This window comes from Ruegeria sp. YTSB088, from assembly GCF_059609825.1.
This window is the reverse complement of record NZ_JBXWMM010000006.1, coordinates 177,189-194,363: the sequence shown is the minus strand read 5'-3', so window position 1 is coordinate 194,363 and position 17,175 is coordinate 177,189. Positions and strand designations below refer to the sequence as shown.

Below are 17,175 nucleotides of genomic sequence, written 5' to 3'. Positions count from 1 at the left end.
GCTTGGAAAATGTTCACGCTTCGTGCTAGGCGTTGAAAAAAGATCACAGAACCCGAGCAGGCCGAGGCAAAACATGCGAATTCTGGGCATTGATCCGGGGCTTAGGACCCTGGGATGGGGCGTCATCGAATCAAATGGCAGCCGCCTGAGCCATGTGGCCAATGGTTTGTGCAAGTCGGATGGAGATGATCTGGGTGAGCGGCTGTTATCTCTTCACAACCAGATTGTCGAAGTCATCGCCGATTACCAACCGGATCAGGCCGCCATCGAACAGACTTTTGTGAACAAGGATGGCGCCGGCACACTCAAACTGGGTCAGGCGCGGGGGGTGGCGTTGCTGACACTGGCTCAGGCTGGATTGCCGGTGGGAGAGTACGCACCCAACCGCGTCAAAAAGACCGTGGTTGGTGTGGGTCATGCCGAGAAAGAGCAGGTGCTGCACATGGTCAAACTGCAATTGCCGGGCTGTTTGCCGAAAGGGGCCGATGCGGCAGATGCGCTGGCGATTGCGATCTGCCATGCCTATTACGGAAAGACGCAACAGGCGCGTGTGAAAGAGGTGCGGGCATGATTGGTAAACTGACAGGTCGCTTGGACTACCGCGCGGCGGATCACGTGCTGATCGATGTGCGTGGCGTTGGTTACCTCGTCTATTGTTCTGACCGGACCATGGCTGCGTTGCCGGGTGTGGGTGAGGCGGTCTCGATCTATACAGACATGGTCGTGCGCGAAGACCTGATGCAGCTTTACGGTTTCCTCTCATTGATCGAGAAAGAATGGCACCGCCTTTTGTGCTCGGTTCAGGGGGTCGGAGCGAAGGTATCTCTGGCGATCCTCAGCGCACTGGGGCCGGACGGTGTCAGCCGCGCAATCGCATTGGGCGATTGGAGCGCGGTCAAGGCGGCCAAAGGTGTCGGACCTAAAACGGCCCAGCGGATTGTTTTGGATCTCAAGGACAAGGCTCCGGGTGTGATGGCCATGGGCGGCACGGTTACCGAGGCGATGGATGGGCCAGAGCTTGAAGTCGTCGAGCCGGGTGAACCCGCGTCCGCGCCAAAACGTTCGGTGAAGCCACCTTCTGGTGCGTCTGCCGCGTCCGCCGGGGCGTTGTCGGCGCTCGCCAATCTTGGATATGGGCCGTCCGACGCAGCAGCGGCCGTGGCCGAGGCGGCGGCCAGTCAGCCTGAGGCGGGAGAGGCGGATCTGATTCGTGCTGCGCTGCGCTTGTTGGCTCCGAAAGGCTAGATGAATGGTAGACGCTGATCCCACTGTGCGCCCGGAGCCCCTGCCCGAGGACAACGACCGCGCGCTGCGCCCGCAGGGGCTGGACGAATTCATCGGTCAGGCTGAGGCGCGCGCCAACCTCCGCATCTTCATCCAATCTGCGCGCCAAAGGGGCGAGGCGATGGATCACACGTTGTTTCATGGACCTCCGGGGTTGGGTAAAACGACCCTCGCGCAGATCATGGCACGCGAGCTAGGGGTGAACTTCCGCATGACCTCGGGCCCGGTTCTGGCCAAGGCGGGTGATCTGGCGGCGATCCTGACCAATCTGGAGACGCGCGATGTGCTGTTCATCGACGAGATTCACAGACTGAACCCGGCGGTGGAAGAAGTGCTTTATCCGGCAATGGAGGACTTCGAGCTGGATCTGGTGATCGGTGAAGGCCCGGCCGCCCGCACCGTTCGGATCGAATTGCAACCTTTTACGCTTGTGGGGGCGACCACTCGGATGGGTCTGCTGACAACGCCCTTGCGCGACCGGTTTGGCATTCCGACGCGACTTCAGTTCTATACGATTGACGAGTTGCACGAGATCGTCACCCGCAACGCGCGTAAGCTGGGCGCGCCAGCCGATAATGATGGCGCGCGCGAGATTGCGCGCAGGTCGCGCGGGACACCACGTATTGCCGGGCGCCTGCTGCGCCGGGTGGTGGATTTCGCCATAGTCGAAGGAGATGGGCGGATCACGCGCGAATTGGCCGACGGTGCCTTGACGCGTTTGGGCGTCGACAATCTTGGCCTGGATGGCGCAGACCGGCGCTATCTGAAACTGATCGCTGAAAACTACGCCGGCGGGCCGGTTGGGATCGAGACGCTGTCGGCGGCGCTCTCGGAAAGCCGGGACTCGCTGGAAGAAGTGATTGAACCCTATCTGCTGCAACAGGGCCTGATCCAGCGAACACCGCGTGGGCGTATGTTGGCGCAAAAGGCCTGGACGCATCTGGGAATGGCTGCGCCCAAGCGGCAGAGCGATCTGTTTGGTTGATGCCAGCGCCCAGAGATTTTATGCCTTTCCGTGTGAGGTTTTTCGAAAAGATGAAGGGCTGGGCGTGACACCGGAAGAGATTGAGGCACTGTTTACGCGCGAAAGCGGTGAGTTTCTGTTTGCGCGTTGGGGGCGGCCCATCGTGCCGATTGTGTTTGGTGTAGAAGACGAGACGCTGTCCACTGTGAAGGGCGCATTCGAGGCTGTTGTCACTCTGGCCGGTCACAAAATGGCCGAAACCGACCCCGAGCTTGGTGCCAACTGCATGATCTTCTTCTTCCGGGATTGGCAAGAGCTGCTGGAGGTGCCGGATCTTGATCGTCTGATTCCCGATCTGGCACCGTTGGTCGAGCGCTTGGTTGAAGCGGATGCAAACCAGTACCGCGTTTTCCGGTTCGAAGAGGACGGCGCGATCCGTGCGGCTTTTGTTTTTCTTCGCATGGACAAGCAGTTGTCCAAGGTACCGGCGGAAGCGCTGGCGCTGAGGCAGGTGGTGCAAACCATCCTGCTTTGGTCCGATACTGCGTTTCGAACGCAATCTCCGCTGGCTGTGGCAGGTGAAACGACGATCCTTCGCCCCGACATTGCTGCGCTAATCCGGTCAGCTTATGATCCGGTTCTGCCAGGGGCGGCGCAGGATGCGTCTCATGCGCTCAGGTTGTTTGCCCGGTTGGAGCCACCGCAATGAAACACATCTACCCGGTTCGCGTATATTATGAAGACACCGACATGGGCGGCGTTGTCTATCACGCGAACTATCTGCGGTATATTGAACGTGCGCGTTCGGATTGGGTGCGCAATCTGGGCAATGACCAGAACGCGATGCGGGAAGAGGGCATTGTTTGGGTCGTGCGGCGGGTTGAGGCCGATTACCTTTCGCCTGCCAGGTTCGATGACGAACTGATCGTCGAAACCGAAGTCACGGAAATCTCGGGTGTGCGGCTGACCATGGCGCAGCTGGTCCGGCGCGGCGAGACCGAGATTTTTCGCGCCTCGGTCACAGCTGTGTGCATCAACAAGGACGGCAGGCCGATCCGACTTCCGGCAGAGATTCGCGCATTGATGTAACAATTTGCGTCTCAGGGGTGGTTCTGTTGGCATTTCAGCCCCAACTGCGTTAGCGTTTGGCAAAACAAGGCCAAACAAACGGCCGTCAGGCAAAACAAAGAGCAGGTTCATGGAAGCTGAAACGCTGGCGCTGGCGCAGGAGATCGATTTCTCCATGTGGGGGCTGTATGCCCGCGCGACCTTTATCGTCAAATTGGTGATGTTGATGCTGATCGGCGCATCCATCTGGTCTTGGGGTATTATTATCCAGAAGTTGATCAATTACCGCGCGGCCCGTCGCGAGGCGCAGACATTTGACGAGAGCTTCTGGTCCGGAAACCCTTTGGACGAGTTGTTCGAACAGATCGGAACCCAGCCGGATGGCAGTTCAGAAAAGATTTTTGCAGCGGGCATGATCGAATGGCGAAGGTCGCACCGAAATGATGGCGGATTGATTGCCGGAGCGACCGCGCGGATAGACCGTTCCATGGATGTGGCCATTGCGAAAGAGGCAGAGACCTTGCAGAAAGGTCTGCCCATCTTGGCCACGGTTGGATCGACTGCGCCGTTCATCGGCCTGTTTGGTACCGTCTGGGGCATTATGAATGCCTTTATCGAAATCGCAGAGCAGCAGAATACCAACCTGGCGGTCGTGGCCCCAGGTATTGCCGAGGCGCTCATGGCGACGGGGCTGGGCCTTCTGGCGGCGATCCCGGCGGTGATTTTTTACAACAAGCTCAGTGCAGACTGTGACCGCATCGTGGGCGGGTACGAAGCCTTTGCCGATGAATTCGCAACCATCCTGTCGCGCCAGTTGGACAGCTGACAATGGGTGCGGCGGTTCAGCAATCTTCGGGTGGAAACGGGCGCAGACGCGGCCGGCGTCGCGGTCGCGCGCAACCCATGGCGGAGATCAACGTGACCCCGTTTGTGGACGTCATGCTGGTTTTGCTGATCATCTTCATGGTGGCCGCGCCATTGCTGACCGTCGGTGTTCCGGTGGATCTGCCCAAGACCGCTGCCAGTGCTTTGCCCAGTGACAATGAAGAACCGTTGACCGTGACTCTGACGGCAGATGGACGTGTGCAAATTCAGACAACTGACGTGTTGCGCGAAGAGTTGATTGGCAAGCTGCGGGCCATCGCCGCAGAGCGGAGCAGTGACCGGGTTTTCCTGCGCGCCGATGGCGCAATTCCTTACGCTCAAGTCATGCAAGTCATGGGTGCGCTGAACGCGGGCGGGTTTTCCAACGTTGGGCTTGTGACCGATACGGGCGGGCCGACGCTGGATGAAGGTGGAGAGTGAGGCCGCACGGTGGATACCGGCACCAAGATTTCGGCGATTGCGCATGTCAGCCTGATCGGAGCGGCGCTGTTCGGCGGCACCTTCCGATCCGAGCCGTTGCCGATGGCCGTACAGGATGTGTCAGTGATTACCGCTGAACAATTCGCGGCCATGACGGCCCAGCGGGATGCGCCTGCGATCCCGGAGGTGCCGACGGCATTGCAACAGCCGCCCGAACCACAGGCTGAGACCAAGCCGCCAGAACCTGTGGTCGAGGAACAGCCGCGCCCTGAACCCGTCGTGCCTGCCGAACCCGAACCCGAGCCTGCTCCTGTAATCGTCGAAGCGCCGCCGGAGCCGGACGTGCCGGACGAACCGCCAACATTGACAGAGCCCGAGGTCGAACCTGTCGCACAGCCTGTGCCCCCGGGGCCCGAGGCGCAGCCGCGCCCGTCGGATCGTGTCGCCCCCGAGGCCATAGCGCCACCACCGCCCGAGGCAAAACCGGATGATTTCGAAACGCCGCCGGTGTCTCTGGACGAAGGCGCCGAGGTTCAGCAGGAACAACAGGATCAGACTGCGCCGGAAGAAGCGGCCCCGGAGATCGTGACCGAGGCAGAGGAAACCAAAGAGCAATCTCCGCTTACGTCACCGCGACCGCGGGTGCGTCCGAACCGCCCAAGCCCCCCGCCCGAACCTGTTGTGGCGCAGACGCCGGAAGCGGTACCTGAACCTGACGCACAGGCCGATGAGGTCGCAATCAATGACGCTCTGGCCGAAGCCTTGGGCAGCGGAACCGAGCCTTCCGGCCCACCGCTGACCAGCGGCGAGAAGGACGCGATGCGATTGGCCGTGTCCAAATGCTGGAACGTGGGCTCTTTGTCTACGGATGCGCTGAGCACTGTGGTCGTTGTAGCATTTTCGCTGAACCGTGATGGTACAGTTGTGGATGGCAGCATTCGGATGCTGGACAGTTCTGGTGGGTCTGCGGGTGCGGCCAATCAGGCCTATCAGGCCGCCCGGCGCGCGATTTTACGCTGCGGGGCCAGAGGATATGACTTGCCTGCTGACAAATACGCTCATTGGCAGGATGTTGAGATTACATTCAATCCCGAGAGGATGCGGATCAAATGATGAAACTTCTGACCAGCCTCTTTGTCGGCCTGACGCTGATGTCTGCGCCGGTTCTTGCACAGAACGGTCCCCTGCGACTGGAGTTGGACCAGGGCATTATCGAACCATTGCCCTTTGCGGTACCGAACTTTGTCCCCGATGGCCCGTCAGCGGCGCAATTTGCACAGGACATCTCGCGCGTGGTGGCGGCTGATCTGACGGGAACCGGTTTGTTTCGCGAAATCTCCTCGGATGCGTTCATCAGCCGGGTCAGCAGCTTCGAAGCACCGGTTCAGTTTGCCGATTGGAAAGCGATCAATGCCGATGCGCTGATCACGGGGGCGGTCAATGTTTCGGGCAAGAACCTCACGGTTCGGTTTCGGGTCTGGGATGTGTTTTCGGGTCAGGAACTGGGGAACGGCCTTCAACTGGCGGGTACCACCGAAGGCTGGCGACGCATGGCCCATAAGGTGGCCGATCAGGTGTACAGCCGGATTACGGGCGAGGGCGGTTACTTTGACAGCCGCGTGGCCTTTGTTTCGGAAAGCGGGCCGAAGAACCAGCGCCTGAAACGTCTGGCGATCATGGATTATGATGGGACGAATGTGCAGTACATGACCGACAGTGCGGCGATCGTGCTGGCGCCGCGCTTTTCGCCTACCGGCGATCGGTTGCTTTACACCAGCTATGAAAGCGGCAGCCCGCGCATCTATGTTCTGGATGTGGGCCGCGTCAAACGGCAGGAACTGAAGACGCAGGACGGAACCATGAGCTTCTCGCCCCGCTTTTCGCCGGATGGCCGGTCGATCGTGTATTCATTGATTCAGGGCGGAAATACGGATCTGTGGAAAATGGATCTGGCCTCGGGGAAAAGCACCCGTCTGACCAACACGCCGGCGATTGAAACCGCACCCAGCTATTCGCCCGACGGCAGCCGGATCGTGTTTGAAAGCGACCGTTCTGGTACGCCGCAGCTTTACGTGATGCCTGCGAACGGAGGCGAGGCCACGCGGATCAGTTTTGGCGCAGGTCGTTATGGCACGCCGGTATGGTCCCCGCGTGGCGATCTGATTGCCTTTACAAAGCAAAACCAGGGCCGTTTCCACATTGGCGTTATGCGCACGGACGGGTCCGAAGAGCGGTTGCTGACGGCCTCGTTCCTGGATGAAGGCCCGACGTGGTCGCCCAATGGACGTGTCATCATGTTCACCCGTGAAACGCAGGGTGCCAGTGGCCGGGCCTCGCTGTATTCGGTGGATATCTCGGGCCGCAACCTGCGCCCTGTGCGTACACCGGATGGCGGCAGTGATCCGTCATGGGGCCCACTACAGAATTGATCGCAGCAAAGTTCACAACGAATCGTCCCTGTGGTAGACAGGCGGCAATAATCAAAACACGAGGCACTTGAAATGAATGTATTGAGCAAAGTCCTGGCGTTGGGCGCGCTGAGTGTGATCGCGGCCTGTACGAACAATGACCCCTCTGCTTTGGGCGGCGGTGGTGCCGGTGGCACTGGCGCAATCGTACCGGGCTCGCCCAGTGACCCGCGTTCGCCAGCGTATTTCCAGCAAACCGTCGGCGACCGTGTTCTGTTCGCCGTGGACCAGTCGACCTTGTCTCCGCAGGGGCAGACCGTACTGCAAGGACAAGCCGACTGGCTGCTGGCCAATCCGGATTTTGTTGCCACGATCGAAGGTCACGCGGATGAGCAGGGCACGCGCGAGTACAACCTTGCGCTGGGCGCGCGTCGGGCAAATGCCGCGCGTGAGTATCTGATTTCGCGCGGTGTCGCGGGCAACCGTCTCAAAACCGTCAGCTACGGCAAGGAGCGCCCAATCGAAATTTGCAGCGTTGAGGAATGTTATTCCAAGAATCGCCGCGCGGTAACGGTGCTGACCGGGTCAACTCTGGGGTAAGACAATGCGTATTGCAGGATGGGTATTGGCGGCGGTCATGGCGACGACCGGTGTTGCACAGGCACAAGATCAACAGACCTTGGCTGACATACGCCAGGAGCTGACGGTGCTGTACGTGGAAATTCAGCGTCTGAAGCGCGAGTTTTCCACCACAGGATCCCCCCCGCCAAATTTGTCCGGCAGTTCGATTCTTGAGCGCGTCGACGCAATAGAGGCCGAATTGCAGCGCCTGACCCGTCAGACCGAACAGCTTAACCAGCGGGTGCAGAGCATTGTCTCCGATGGCACCAATCGCATCGGGGATCTGGAATTTCGTCTGTGCGAGTTGGAGGCAAATTGCGAGATATCGGGTGAGCCGACGAGCACGCTGGGTGGAGATGGCACGGATGCTGGTACAGCTGCAATCACGCCTGCCACACCACCTGAAACAGATCAGGGTGAACTTGCTGTAGGTGAACGGGCGGATTTCGACGCGGCATCGCAAGCGCTGGCCGAAGGCGACTATCAGACCGCTGCCACCTTGTTTGCGCAGTTTGAAACAAGCTATCCCGGCAGCCCTCTTGCCCCTGAAGCTAATCTGAAAAGAGGTCATGCGCTTGAAGGCCTTGGCGACACCCGCGAAGCCGCGCGTGCGTTCTTGGCTAGCTTTACCGGAGATTCCGAAGGTCCCTTAGCCCCCGAGGCCCTCTATGAGTTGGGCGCGGCGCTGGGGCGTCTGGGGCAGACCGATCAGGCTTGCATCACGCTCAATGAAGTTGGCGTGCGCTTTCCATCCGCACCCGCGTTCGCGAATGCCACGCAAGAGATGTCTGCGCTGGGGTGTTCTTGAGACGACACAGCGAAAACCTGCTTGCAGAGCTTCGCGCCCGGCTTCCCGAAAGGCTTCCGCGCAAACTGGGGGTAGCGGTGTCAGGTGGTGGGGATTCTGTCGCGCTGATGCATCTCTTGCATGAGATCGCTCAAACCGAAACGACCACCGTTTTTGTTGCCACGGTCGATCATGGCTTGCGCCCCGAGGCTAGGCAGGAGGCCGAGGCCGTGTCCCGCCAGGCCGCTGCATTGGGGATGGCTCATGATACTTTGCATTGGGCGGGTTGGGACGGCGCTGGCAACTTGCAGGATCATGCGCGTCAGGCTCGTTACAAATTGCTCGCCGACTGGACGCGGGAGCGCGGAATAGACGCCATGGCGTTGGGGCATACAGCAGATGATCAGGCGGAAACGTTGTTGATGCGCTTGGGTCGATCATCAGGTGTCACGGGTCTGTCCGGCATGTCGGCAAGTCGGCAACTGGAAGGGCTGACATTACTGCGACCTATGCTGGGGATCACCCGAAAGGACCTGCGAGCCTACCTGGCCGGTATCGGCGCATCGTGGGTCGAAGATCCGTCGAATCAGGACACACGTTTCGACCGCATCAAAGCGCGAGAAGCCCTATTTGGCCTCAAACCATTGGGAATTGACGCGCTTTCACTGTCTCGAGTGGCCGACAACCTGGCGCAGGCACATGCAGCCCTGGGTGTGTTTGCGCAGGAATCCGCACGGAATGTAGCCCAGGTTGAGCAAGGTGATGTGAAGGTGGACAGAGCCGGGTTTGCCGCATTGCCCAAAGAAATCCGACGCCGCGTGTTGGTTGGAAGCCTCGCCTGGATCGCAGGGCAGGGATACCCCCCGCGTCAGGCTGCGGTCGAGCAGGCGATGGAGGCCATGACCAACGGGCGGTCTGGATCGGTCGGTGGGTGTCTGTTGGTCCCCGAGGGCAATAGTGTTTGGATTTGCAGGGAATTTAGGACCGTGGAGGCTCAGATATCAGCATCCGACGAAGTATGGGATGGCAAATGGGTCTTGAGCGGACCCGAAATATCCGGTGCCGAGATCCGCGCTTTGGGTGAAGATGGGCTGCGACAGGTGCCCGATTGGCGCGAAATAGGCCGCCCCAGACTTGCCTTGAGCGCGACGCCTGCTGTCTGGAAAGGGGAAACGGTGCTGGCTGCTCCGCTTGCGGGATTCGCGAACGGATGGCGCGCGGACACGTCACCAGAATGGCCCGAGTTCTACGCATCTTTTTTATCGCATTGAACATACCACAATCCTCTCTATTTTAAGAGGTAACTTGGCAGCTCCTCACCTGCCGGAACTTTTGGGAGAATTTCCTTGGGCAACGCTCGCAATATCGCGTTTTGGGTCGTTCTGTTCTTGCTCATCCTTGCACTGTTCAATCTGTTCAGTGGACCGGGCGGAACGCTTCAGAGCAATGAGAGAACTTATTCCGACTTTGTCGGCGCCGTGCAAGGCGGCGAAGTCAAGAACGTGACGTTGGATGGCGAGCAGATTCGCTATACCACAGAAAGCGGTGCGACTTATGTCACGATCAAACCCGGCGATGCCGAAGTCACCAAGCTTTTGATCGATGAGAACATCCCGGTTCAGGCGGTCAAGCAACAACAGTCTGGCTTCCAGTCGTTCCTGATCACGCTCTTGCCGTTCCTGTTGCTGATCGGTGTCTGGGTATATTTCATGAACCGGATGCAAGGCGGTGGCAAAGGCGGCGCGATGGGCTTTGGAAAATCCAAGGCTAAGATGCTGACCGAGAAGCATGGTCGCGTGACCTTTGATGACGTCGCAGGAATCGACGAGGCCAAGGAAGAACTGGAAGAGATCGTAGAATTCCTGCGCAATCCGCAGAAATTCAGCCGGCTTGGCGGCAAGATCCCGAAAGGTGCTCTGCTGGTGGGACCACCGGGGACGGGTAAGACATTGCTGGCCCGTGCCATCGCGGGTGAGGCGGGCGTTCCGTTCTTCACCATTTCGGGGTCCGACTTTGTCGAGATGTTCGTAGGTGTCGGTGCATCCCGTGTCCGCGATATGTTCGAACAGGCCAAGAAGAACGCGCCCTGCATTGTGTTCATCGACGAGATTGACGCCGTTGGCCGCCATCGTGGTGCCGGTTACGGCGGTGGTAACGACGAACGCGAACAGACCCTTAACCAGTTGCTGGTCGAGATGGACGGATTTGAAGCCAACGAAGGTGTGATCATTCTGGCGGCCACCAACCGCAAGGACGTACTGGACCCGGCCTTGCTGCGTCCGGGCCGGTTCGACCGCAACGTCACCGTTGGCAATCCTGACATTAAAGGCCGCGAAAAGATTTTGGGCGTACATGCCCGCAAGACACCTCTGGGCCCCGATGTCGATCTGCGCATCATTGCGCGCGGGACACCGGGTTTCTCGGGTGCTGATCTGGCAAACCTCGTGAACGAGGCCGCGTTGATGGCCGCCCGCGTAGGCCGTCGCTTTGTAACCATGGAGGACTTTGAGAACGCCAAGGACAAGGTGATGATGGGCGCCGAGCGCCGCTCGATGGTGCTGACCCAGGATCAGAAGGAAAAGACCGCCTATCACGAAGCCGGACACGCCGTTGTCGGCCTGAGTCTGCCGCTGTGTGATCCGGTCTATAAGGCGACGATCATCCCGCGCGGTGGCGCGTTGGGTATGGTTGTATCACTGCCAGAAATGGACCGTCTGAACTATCACCGTGATGAATGTGAGCAAAAGCTGGCTATGACCATGGCCGGGAAAGCCGCGGAAGTGATCAAATATGGTGAAGATCATGTGTCGAACGGCCCGGCCGGGGACATCATGCAGGCCAGCCAGTTGGCGCGCGCCATGGTGATGCGCTGGGGTATGTCTGACAAGGTTGGCAATATCGACTATGCCGAAGCGCATGAGGGATATCAGGGCAATACTGCCGGGTTCTCGGTCTCTGCCCATACCAAAGAACTGATCGAGGAAGAGGTGAAACGCCTAATCCAGCAAGGATACGAGCGGGCGCACCAGATTCTGACCGAAAAGAACGAAGAATGGGAGCGTCTTGCGCAGGGCCTGCTTGAGTATGAAACCCTGACTGGGGATGAGATCAAACGCGTAATGAATGGCGAGTCACCCAGCGAGGATGATGATGAAGGCGACAAGCCGGATGAAGGCAGCGCGCCCAGTGTCACGGCCATTCCTAAGACAAAGGCCAAGAAGTCTCCTCCCGATGATGGCGGGATGGAGCCTGAACCCACTGCATAGGCAAAAGAAACAGACCCGGGGCACGCTCCGGGTCTTTTCTCTTTTCATCGGGGTTTTGCCGGGCATTATGCGCGCAAGCAAAAGGATGAAAAGGGAAGGCTATGCCGTTTCTACGGGAAACCGAGTATACTGCTGAAGTAATCTGGCTTGGCCATGTTCCTGCGGGAAAATCCCTGCGAGCTGATGCCGTTGATACGCTTGATCTGGGCTTCGACGGCGTAAAGGGCGAGCGCCACGAGGGGCTTAATCGCGCGTCATGTGTCAGGGTCTCAAATCTCTATCCAAAAGGCACCGAAATTCGCAATGTGCGTCAGCTTTCGGTTCTCTCTGCCGAGGAGTTGCAGCAAATTGCGCAGGACATGGGGTTGGACCAGCTTGATCCGTCTTACCTTGGGGCGTCCATTGTGCTGCGTGGGATCCCGGATTTCTCACATATTCCGCCGTCTTCACGTCTTCAGGCAAAAAGTGGGATGACGATAACAGTAGACATGGAAAACGCCCCATGTGTTCTGCCTGGGCGCGAGGTTGAAGCGGATCACCCTGGGTGTGGCCCGACTTTCAAACCTGCGGCGGCCGGACGTCGGGGCATCACTGGATGGATAGAGCGACCTGGACGCATTCAACTTGGGGATCGGCTAAAGCTGTTTGTTCCGGATCAACCTGCCTGGGCTTGCGAAAACGGGCTTGTTTCCGATTAGAAACCCCTGAAACGAACTTACGACGCTTCACGACGCCAGAATGTCGGAATCCATGGCTATTGAAATTGTACACAAGGGTATGGAATGCACAGCGCCGACGCCCTGCGTCGGCTTTGCACGGTATTCAATCAAGGACCCCGGCCAATGAGCTACAAATCCGATATCGAAATCGCCCGCGAAGCGAACAAAAAGCCGATTCAGGAAATCGGTGCCAAGATTGGCATCGACTCTGCGGATCTGCTGCCTTACGGCCATGATAAGGCAAAAGTCAGCCAGGACTTCATCAACTCGGTGCAGGACCGCGAAGATGGCAAACTGATCCTGGTCACTGCGATCAACCCGACCCCGGCAGGTGAAGGCAAGACCACCACCACCGTTGGACTTGGTGACGGTCTGAACCGTATCGGCAAAAACGCGATGATCTGTATCCGCGAAGCCTCGTTGGGCCCGAACTTCGGCATGAAGGGCGGCGCTGCTGGTGGCGGTTACGCGCAGGTTGTTCCGATGGAAGAGATGAACCTGCACTTCACCGGTGACTTCCACGCGATTACGTCGGCGCATTCGCTGCTGTCGGCGATGATCGACAACCATATCTACTGGGGTAACGAGTGCGAGATTGATATCCGCCGCGTTGCATGGCGTCGCGTGGTCGACATGAATGATCGGGCGCTGCGTCAGATCACTGCATCTTTGGGCGGAGTGTCGAACGGTTTCCCGCGCGAAACTGGCTTTGACATCACCGTGGCGTCGGAAGTCATGGCGATCCTCTGCCTCGCCAACGACCTGAAGGATCTCGAAAAGCGCCTGGGTGACATCATTGTTGCCTACCGTCGCGACAAGACCCCAGTCTATTGCCGCGACATCAAGGCCGAAGGCGCGATGACCGTTCTGCTGAAGGACGCAATGCAGCCCAACCTGGTGCAGACGCTGGAAAACAATCCGGCATTTGTTCACGGTGGCCCGTTCGCGAACATCGCACATGGCTGTAACTCGGTCATCGCGACCAAAACCGCTCTGAAAGTCGCCGACTACGTCGTGACCGAAGCGGGTTTTGGTGCCGATTTGGGCGCTGAGAAGTTCATGAACATCAAATGTCGCAAGGCGGGCATTGCCCCGTCGGCAGTTGTTCTGGTTGCGACCGTGCGCGCGATGAAGATGAACGGCGGCGTTGCCAAGGCTGATCTGGGTGCGGAAAACGTCGATGCGGTTCAGTCGGGCTGTGCCAACCTGGGCCGTCATATCGAAAACGTAAAGTCGTTCGGTGTGCCGGTTGTTGTCGCAATTAACCACTTCGTTACCGATACGGATGCCGAGGTTCAGGCCGTTAAGGACTATTGTGGCGAGCACGGCGTCGAGGCTGTTCTGTCGCGTCACTGGGAACTGGGTTCCGAAGGGTCTGCCCCGTTGGCAGAGAAAGTTGTCGAAATCGTCGAAGGCAGCACCGCGAACTTTGCACCGATCTACCCCGACGAAATGCCTCTGTTCGAGAAAATCGAAACCATTGCCAAGCGTATCTATCGCGCTGACGAGGTTCTGGCCGACAACAAGATCCGCAACCAGCTGCGCGAGTGGGAAGAGGCGGGATATGGCAACCTGCCGGTCTGCATGGCCAAGACGCAGTATTCCTTCTCGACCGACCCGACGCTGCGCGGTGCGCCCACCGGCCATTCGGTTCCGGTGCGTGAAGTTCGCCTGTCCGCAGGCGCCGGTTTCATCGTGGTTGTCTGCGGCGAGATCATGACCATGCCCGGTCTGCCTCGCAAGCCGGCCGCTGAAACCATCTGCCTCAATGACGCAGGTGAGATCGAGGGCTTGTTCTAAGCTGCTGAATAAGACATCTCGTGGTCCGGGGATTCATTCCCGGGCCATGAGGAGATGACGATGCCCACTCTGACACCGCCCCAGAACTGTAACACGATGCAGGACCTGCGGGCCGAGATTGACAAGCTGGATCGCCAACTGATCGAAATGTTGGTGACTCGCGCGAGTTATATTGACCGCGCGTCGCAGCTGAAGCCGGGCGAGGGCCTTCCGGCCCGTATCCCGGAACGCGTCGAAGAGGTGGTGCAACGCGTGCGTGCAAACTCGGACGCGCTGGGGATGGACCCGGATCTGGCCGAGAAGCTATGGCGCATATTGATTGACTGGTCGATTGCACGCGAAGAGCGCGTGATTGGCACCGACTGACTGACCGGGCGCTTTGTGCGCCCGATCCGTTTTTTGAAAGAAGGGATCAAAACATGGTAGCTCAGGTTATCGACGGTAAGGCCTTTGCCGCAAAAGTGCGCGCACAAGTGGCCGATCAGGTCGCAAAGCTGAAAGAGGAAAACGGCATCACCCCCGGCCTGGCCGTGGTTCTTGTGGGCGAAGACCCTGCCAGCCAGGTCTACGTCCGCTCGAAGGGCAAAATGACTGTTGAAGTCGGTATGAATTCGTACGAGCACAAACTGGACGCAGCGACGTCGGAAGAAGATCTGCTGGCGCTGATCGACAAGCTGAACAACGACCCCGCCGTGCATGGCATTCTGGTCCAGTTGCCGCTGCCCAAGCACCTGAATGAAGATCTGGTGATCAATTCTATCGACCCGGCCAAAGACGTCGACGGGTTCCATATCTCGAACGTGGGCCTGCTGGGCACCGGTCAGAAGTCGATGGTGCCCTGCACCCCGCTGGGCTGCCTGATGATGCTGCGTGACCACCACGGCTCACTTTCCGGCATGGACGCGGTTGTGATTGGCCGCTCGAACATTGTGGGCAAACCGATGGCGCAACTGCTGCTGGGCGATAGCTGCACCGTGACGATCGCGCATTCGCGCACCAAGGATCTGCCGGATGTCGTGCGCCGTGCCGATATCGTCGTGGCCGCCGTGGGCCGTCCGGAAATGGTGCCGGGTGACTGGATCAAGGAAGGCGCGACCGTGATCGACGTAGGCATCAACCGCATCGAGCGTGACGGAAAGAACAAGCTTGTCGGTGACGTGGACTATGCCAGCGCGTCCGAGCGTGCTGGCGCGATCACTCCGGTTCCGGGTGGCGTAGGCCCGATGACCATTGCCTGCCTGCTGGCCAACACGTTGACTGCGTGCTGCCGTGCCAATGCTCTGCCCGAACCAGAAGGTTTGACGGCATAAAGCAATCTGGTCGGGTCGATCCATTCGGCCCGACAAACCCCTTGGTTGCGCTGGACAAACACTGGACGCCACGGCCATTTTGTTCCAAATGGGTTTGACAGCTTTAAAATTCGTGATATCCCTGTATTCCCAGCCAGTTACAGGTAAGGTGCATCAGTGCTCGACGTGCTCAGGTTGATTTTTATTAAATCGTGCACAAAAGCGGTATGACGTCCAAGATTGACACTATTCGGAAAGCATTTACCCCACAGCGGGTGATGGCGGGTCTCGTCTTTCTTCCTTTGCTTGCCTATGCGTTTCCGCCGTTTCTGGTTGCTGATCTGACCTTTGGATTGCGACTTCTTTTCTGGACCGGGGTGATGGTCCTTGCCTTGACTGTCACCGGGGTGGCGCGAAAGCTGATGCAGAAAAACCCTGTATTTTTGAATGTTCCTGCCCGTGATGTGGCATTTGCCGCTTTAATTCTGGTCTTGTTCACACCGTCCCTTTGGATGTTGGCTTGGGTTCTTTTCACCTGCGGTGGTCACATGGCACCAGGTGCCCAGACAGTGGCAGTCTATGGGGTCCTGTTCGCGACTGGTTTGGTTCTTGTGCAGCGCGGTGACCTAAATACTTCGATGGACTCTGCGCCTGAGATCGAGAAGCCGCGCCTTGTCAGACGCTTGCCACCCAATTTCGACGGTCAAATCCATCGTCTGACGGTCAGGGATCACAATGTGGATGTTGTGACCTCGGAAGGCACGTTCACAGTCCGCTCGCGCTTTACGGATGCAATTGCCGAGATGGAGCCGGTTCCCGGACACTGTTCGCATCGTTCACATTGGGTGGTGGATGCGTCCATCGTTTGCGTTGAAAAATCAGGCGGTAGAACCTTTTTGCGCCTGATGAACGACGACCTGGTTCCGGTGAGCCGCAAGTACAAACCCATGTTGGAAGAAGACGGGTTGATCTGAGTTTACCGCGGCATTGGAATCATGCGCGGTTGCGGACCGGTCAGAATGGCCATTGCATCCGCGTCCATGAGATCTGCCAGTGCCTGATCCGAACTGCGCAACCCCCCGGTATAAGTACCGTAGGCAGGCAGGATCAGCCGATTGCTGTCCAGCAAGAAGGCGGGTCGTGAGATGTGCCTGCCTTTCGTCCGTATCCGTGCTTTTGGATGAAAATGGCCTGAAACCTCGCCTTGTGGCCGACTTTGAGCGATATGGCGAAAGATAAGCGGGCCACACTGCCATTCGACCAAATGAGAGCCGCCCATCTCGATCGGGCCTGGATCGTGATTTCCTTCGATCCAGATCCACTGGCGCCCGGCCTGCAACGTTGCAATCCTCAACCCTTCGGCGCCGGGTAGAGCCCGGGCGGCTTCAAGATCGTCGAAACTGTCACCCAGGCAGATGACGGTTTCAGCGTTGGTGTGTTCCAGATCGCGCGCCAGCCGATCAAGCGTTTCGCGACTGTCATAAGGCGGAAGCGTCGCCCCGCCTCGACGGGCCATGCGTTCGGATTTCCCCAGATGCAAATCCGAGACACAGAGCAGTCGCCGCTCCGGCCACCATAGTGCGCCAGATGGCAACGCATCGAGCCGCTGACCGGCAAAGGAAAACTTGCACACGTTCATGATACGTTCTTGAACTGTTTGCGAA

Annotated in this window: 19 protein-coding genes; 18 read left to right on the top strand and 1 reads right to left on the bottom strand. The window is 58.6% G+C overall.

From position 1 onward, the window contains the following. Positions 1 to 73 precede the first annotated feature (73 nt). From ruvC to AC2FFA_RS11675, 18 genes are all read left to right on the top strand, one after another. Positions 74 to 571, top strand: a complete 498-nt coding sequence (ruvC, locus tag AC2FFA_RS11760) for a crossover junction endodeoxyribonuclease RuvC (protein WP_117869741.1) — start codon at positions 74 to 76, stop codon at positions 569 to 571. Then, positions 568 to 1,245 carry a Holliday junction branch migration protein RuvA gene (gene ruvA, locus AC2FFA_RS11755; protein WP_299898555.1) on the top strand — a complete coding sequence of 226 codons (678 nt, stop codon included), beginning with the start codon at positions 568 to 570 and terminating at the stop codon, positions 1,243 to 1,245. Before ruvC ends, ruvA begins: the two co-directional genes overlap by 4 nt. A gap of 4 nt (positions 1,246 to 1,249) precedes the next feature. Further along, the gene (ruvB, locus tag AC2FFA_RS11750; RefSeq protein WP_496673767.1) at positions 1,250 to 2,269 is read left to right on the top strand and encodes a Holliday junction branch migration DNA helicase RuvB; all 1,020 of its coding nucleotides are present in this window, start codon (positions 1,250 to 1,252) and stop codon (positions 2,267 to 2,269) included. 64 nt (positions 2,270 to 2,333) lie between these two features. After that, positions 2,334 to 2,957: a hypothetical protein gene (locus AC2FFA_RS11745; protein WP_496851786.1), complete on the top strand. Its 624-nt coding sequence runs from the start codon at positions 2,334 to 2,336 to the stop codon at positions 2,955 to 2,957. Beyond that, the gene (gene ybgC, locus AC2FFA_RS11740) at positions 2,954 to 3,337 is read left to right on the top strand and encodes a tol-pal system-associated acyl-CoA thioesterase (protein WP_299898561.1); all 384 of its coding nucleotides are present in this window, start codon (positions 2,954 to 2,956) and stop codon (positions 3,335 to 3,337) included. Before AC2FFA_RS11745 ends, ybgC begins: the two co-directional genes overlap by 4 nt. Positions 3,338 to 3,446: 109 nt before the next feature. Further along, positions 3,447 to 4,142, top strand: coding sequence for a protein TolQ (gene tolQ / locus AC2FFA_RS11735; protein WP_117869737.1), 696 nt, complete (start codon positions 3,447 to 3,449; stop codon positions 4,140 to 4,142). A gap of 2 nt (positions 4,143 to 4,144) precedes the next feature. Beyond that, on the top strand, positions 4,145 to 4,621 hold the full coding sequence (gene tolR / locus AC2FFA_RS11730) for a protein TolR (RefSeq protein WP_117869736.1): 477 nt from the start codon (positions 4,145 to 4,147) through the stop codon (positions 4,619 to 4,621). Positions 4,622 to 4,630: 9 nt separating this feature from the next. After that, on the top strand, positions 4,631 to 5,734 hold the full coding sequence (gene tolA / locus AC2FFA_RS11725; RefSeq protein ID WP_299898566.1) for a cell envelope integrity protein TolA: 1,104 nt from the start codon (positions 4,631 to 4,633) through the stop codon (positions 5,732 to 5,734). Continuing rightward, a complete protein-coding gene (tolB, locus tag AC2FFA_RS11720) occupies positions 5,731 to 7,050 on the top strand; it encodes a Tol-Pal system beta propeller repeat protein TolB (protein WP_496684077.1) in 1,320 nt (439 codons plus the stop codon). The genes tolA and tolB overlap by 4 nt, the downstream gene beginning before the upstream one ends. Before the next feature lie 72 nt (positions 7,051 to 7,122). Beyond that, positions 7,123 to 7,629: a peptidoglycan-associated lipoprotein Pal gene (pal, locus tag AC2FFA_RS11715; RefSeq protein WP_117869733.1), complete on the top strand. Its 507-nt coding sequence runs from the start codon at positions 7,123 to 7,125 to the stop codon at positions 7,627 to 7,629. Between the two features lie 4 nt (positions 7,630 to 7,633). Continuing rightward, the gene (gene ybgF / locus AC2FFA_RS11710) at positions 7,634 to 8,458 is read left to right on the top strand and encodes a tol-pal system protein YbgF (RefSeq protein ID WP_496851785.1); all 825 of its coding nucleotides are present in this window, start codon (positions 7,634 to 7,636) and stop codon (positions 8,456 to 8,458) included. Next, on the top strand, positions 8,449 to 9,708 hold the full coding sequence (tilS, locus tag AC2FFA_RS11705; RefSeq protein WP_496851784.1) for a tRNA lysidine(34) synthetase TilS: 1,260 nt from the start codon (positions 8,449 to 8,451) through the stop codon (positions 9,706 to 9,708). The genes ybgF and tilS overlap by 10 nt, the downstream gene beginning before the upstream one ends. Positions 9,709 to 9,783: 75 nt before the next feature. Next, on the top strand, positions 9,784 to 11,703 hold the full coding sequence (gene ftsH / locus AC2FFA_RS11700) for an ATP-dependent zinc metalloprotease FtsH (RefSeq protein ID WP_117869730.1): 1,920 nt from the start codon (positions 9,784 to 9,786) through the stop codon (positions 11,701 to 11,703). Positions 11,704 to 11,804: 101 nt separating this feature from the next. After that, positions 11,805 to 12,401: an MOSC domain-containing protein gene (locus AC2FFA_RS11695; RefSeq protein WP_496851783.1), complete on the top strand. Its 597-nt coding sequence runs from the start codon at positions 11,805 to 11,807 to the stop codon at positions 12,399 to 12,401. Between the two features lie 144 nt (positions 12,402 to 12,545). After that, positions 12,546 to 14,222, top strand: coding sequence for a formate--tetrahydrofolate ligase (locus AC2FFA_RS11690; protein WP_117869728.1), 1,677 nt, complete (start codon positions 12,546 to 12,548; stop codon positions 14,220 to 14,222). A 60-nt stretch (positions 14,223 to 14,282) separates the two neighbouring features. Then, entirely contained in the window at positions 14,283 to 14,588 is a 306-nt protein-coding gene (locus AC2FFA_RS11685; protein ID WP_117869727.1) for a chorismate mutase, read from the top strand. Positions 14,589 to 14,641: 53 nt separating this feature from the next. Then, on the top strand, positions 14,642 to 15,532 hold the full coding sequence (gene folD, locus AC2FFA_RS11680; RefSeq protein ID WP_117869726.1) for a bifunctional methylenetetrahydrofolate dehydrogenase/methenyltetrahydrofolate cyclohydrolase FolD: 891 nt from the start codon (positions 14,642 to 14,644) through the stop codon (positions 15,530 to 15,532). Positions 15,533 to 15,738: 206 nt separating this feature from the next. Then, the gene (locus AC2FFA_RS11675; protein ID WP_496851782.1) at positions 15,739 to 16,485 is read left to right on the top strand and encodes a LytTR family DNA-binding domain-containing protein; all 747 of its coding nucleotides are present in this window, start codon (positions 15,739 to 15,741) and stop codon (positions 16,483 to 16,485) included. 2 nt (positions 16,486 to 16,487) lie between these two features. On the opposite strand, the gene pdeM is transcribed toward AC2FFA_RS11675, so the two are convergent. Continuing rightward, positions 16,488 to 17,150: a ligase-associated DNA damage response endonuclease PdeM gene (gene pdeM / locus AC2FFA_RS11670; protein ID WP_496851781.1), complete on the bottom strand. Its 663-nt coding sequence runs from the start codon at positions 17,148 to 17,150 to the stop codon at positions 16,488 to 16,490. Positions 17,151 to 17,175 lie beyond the last annotated feature (25 nt).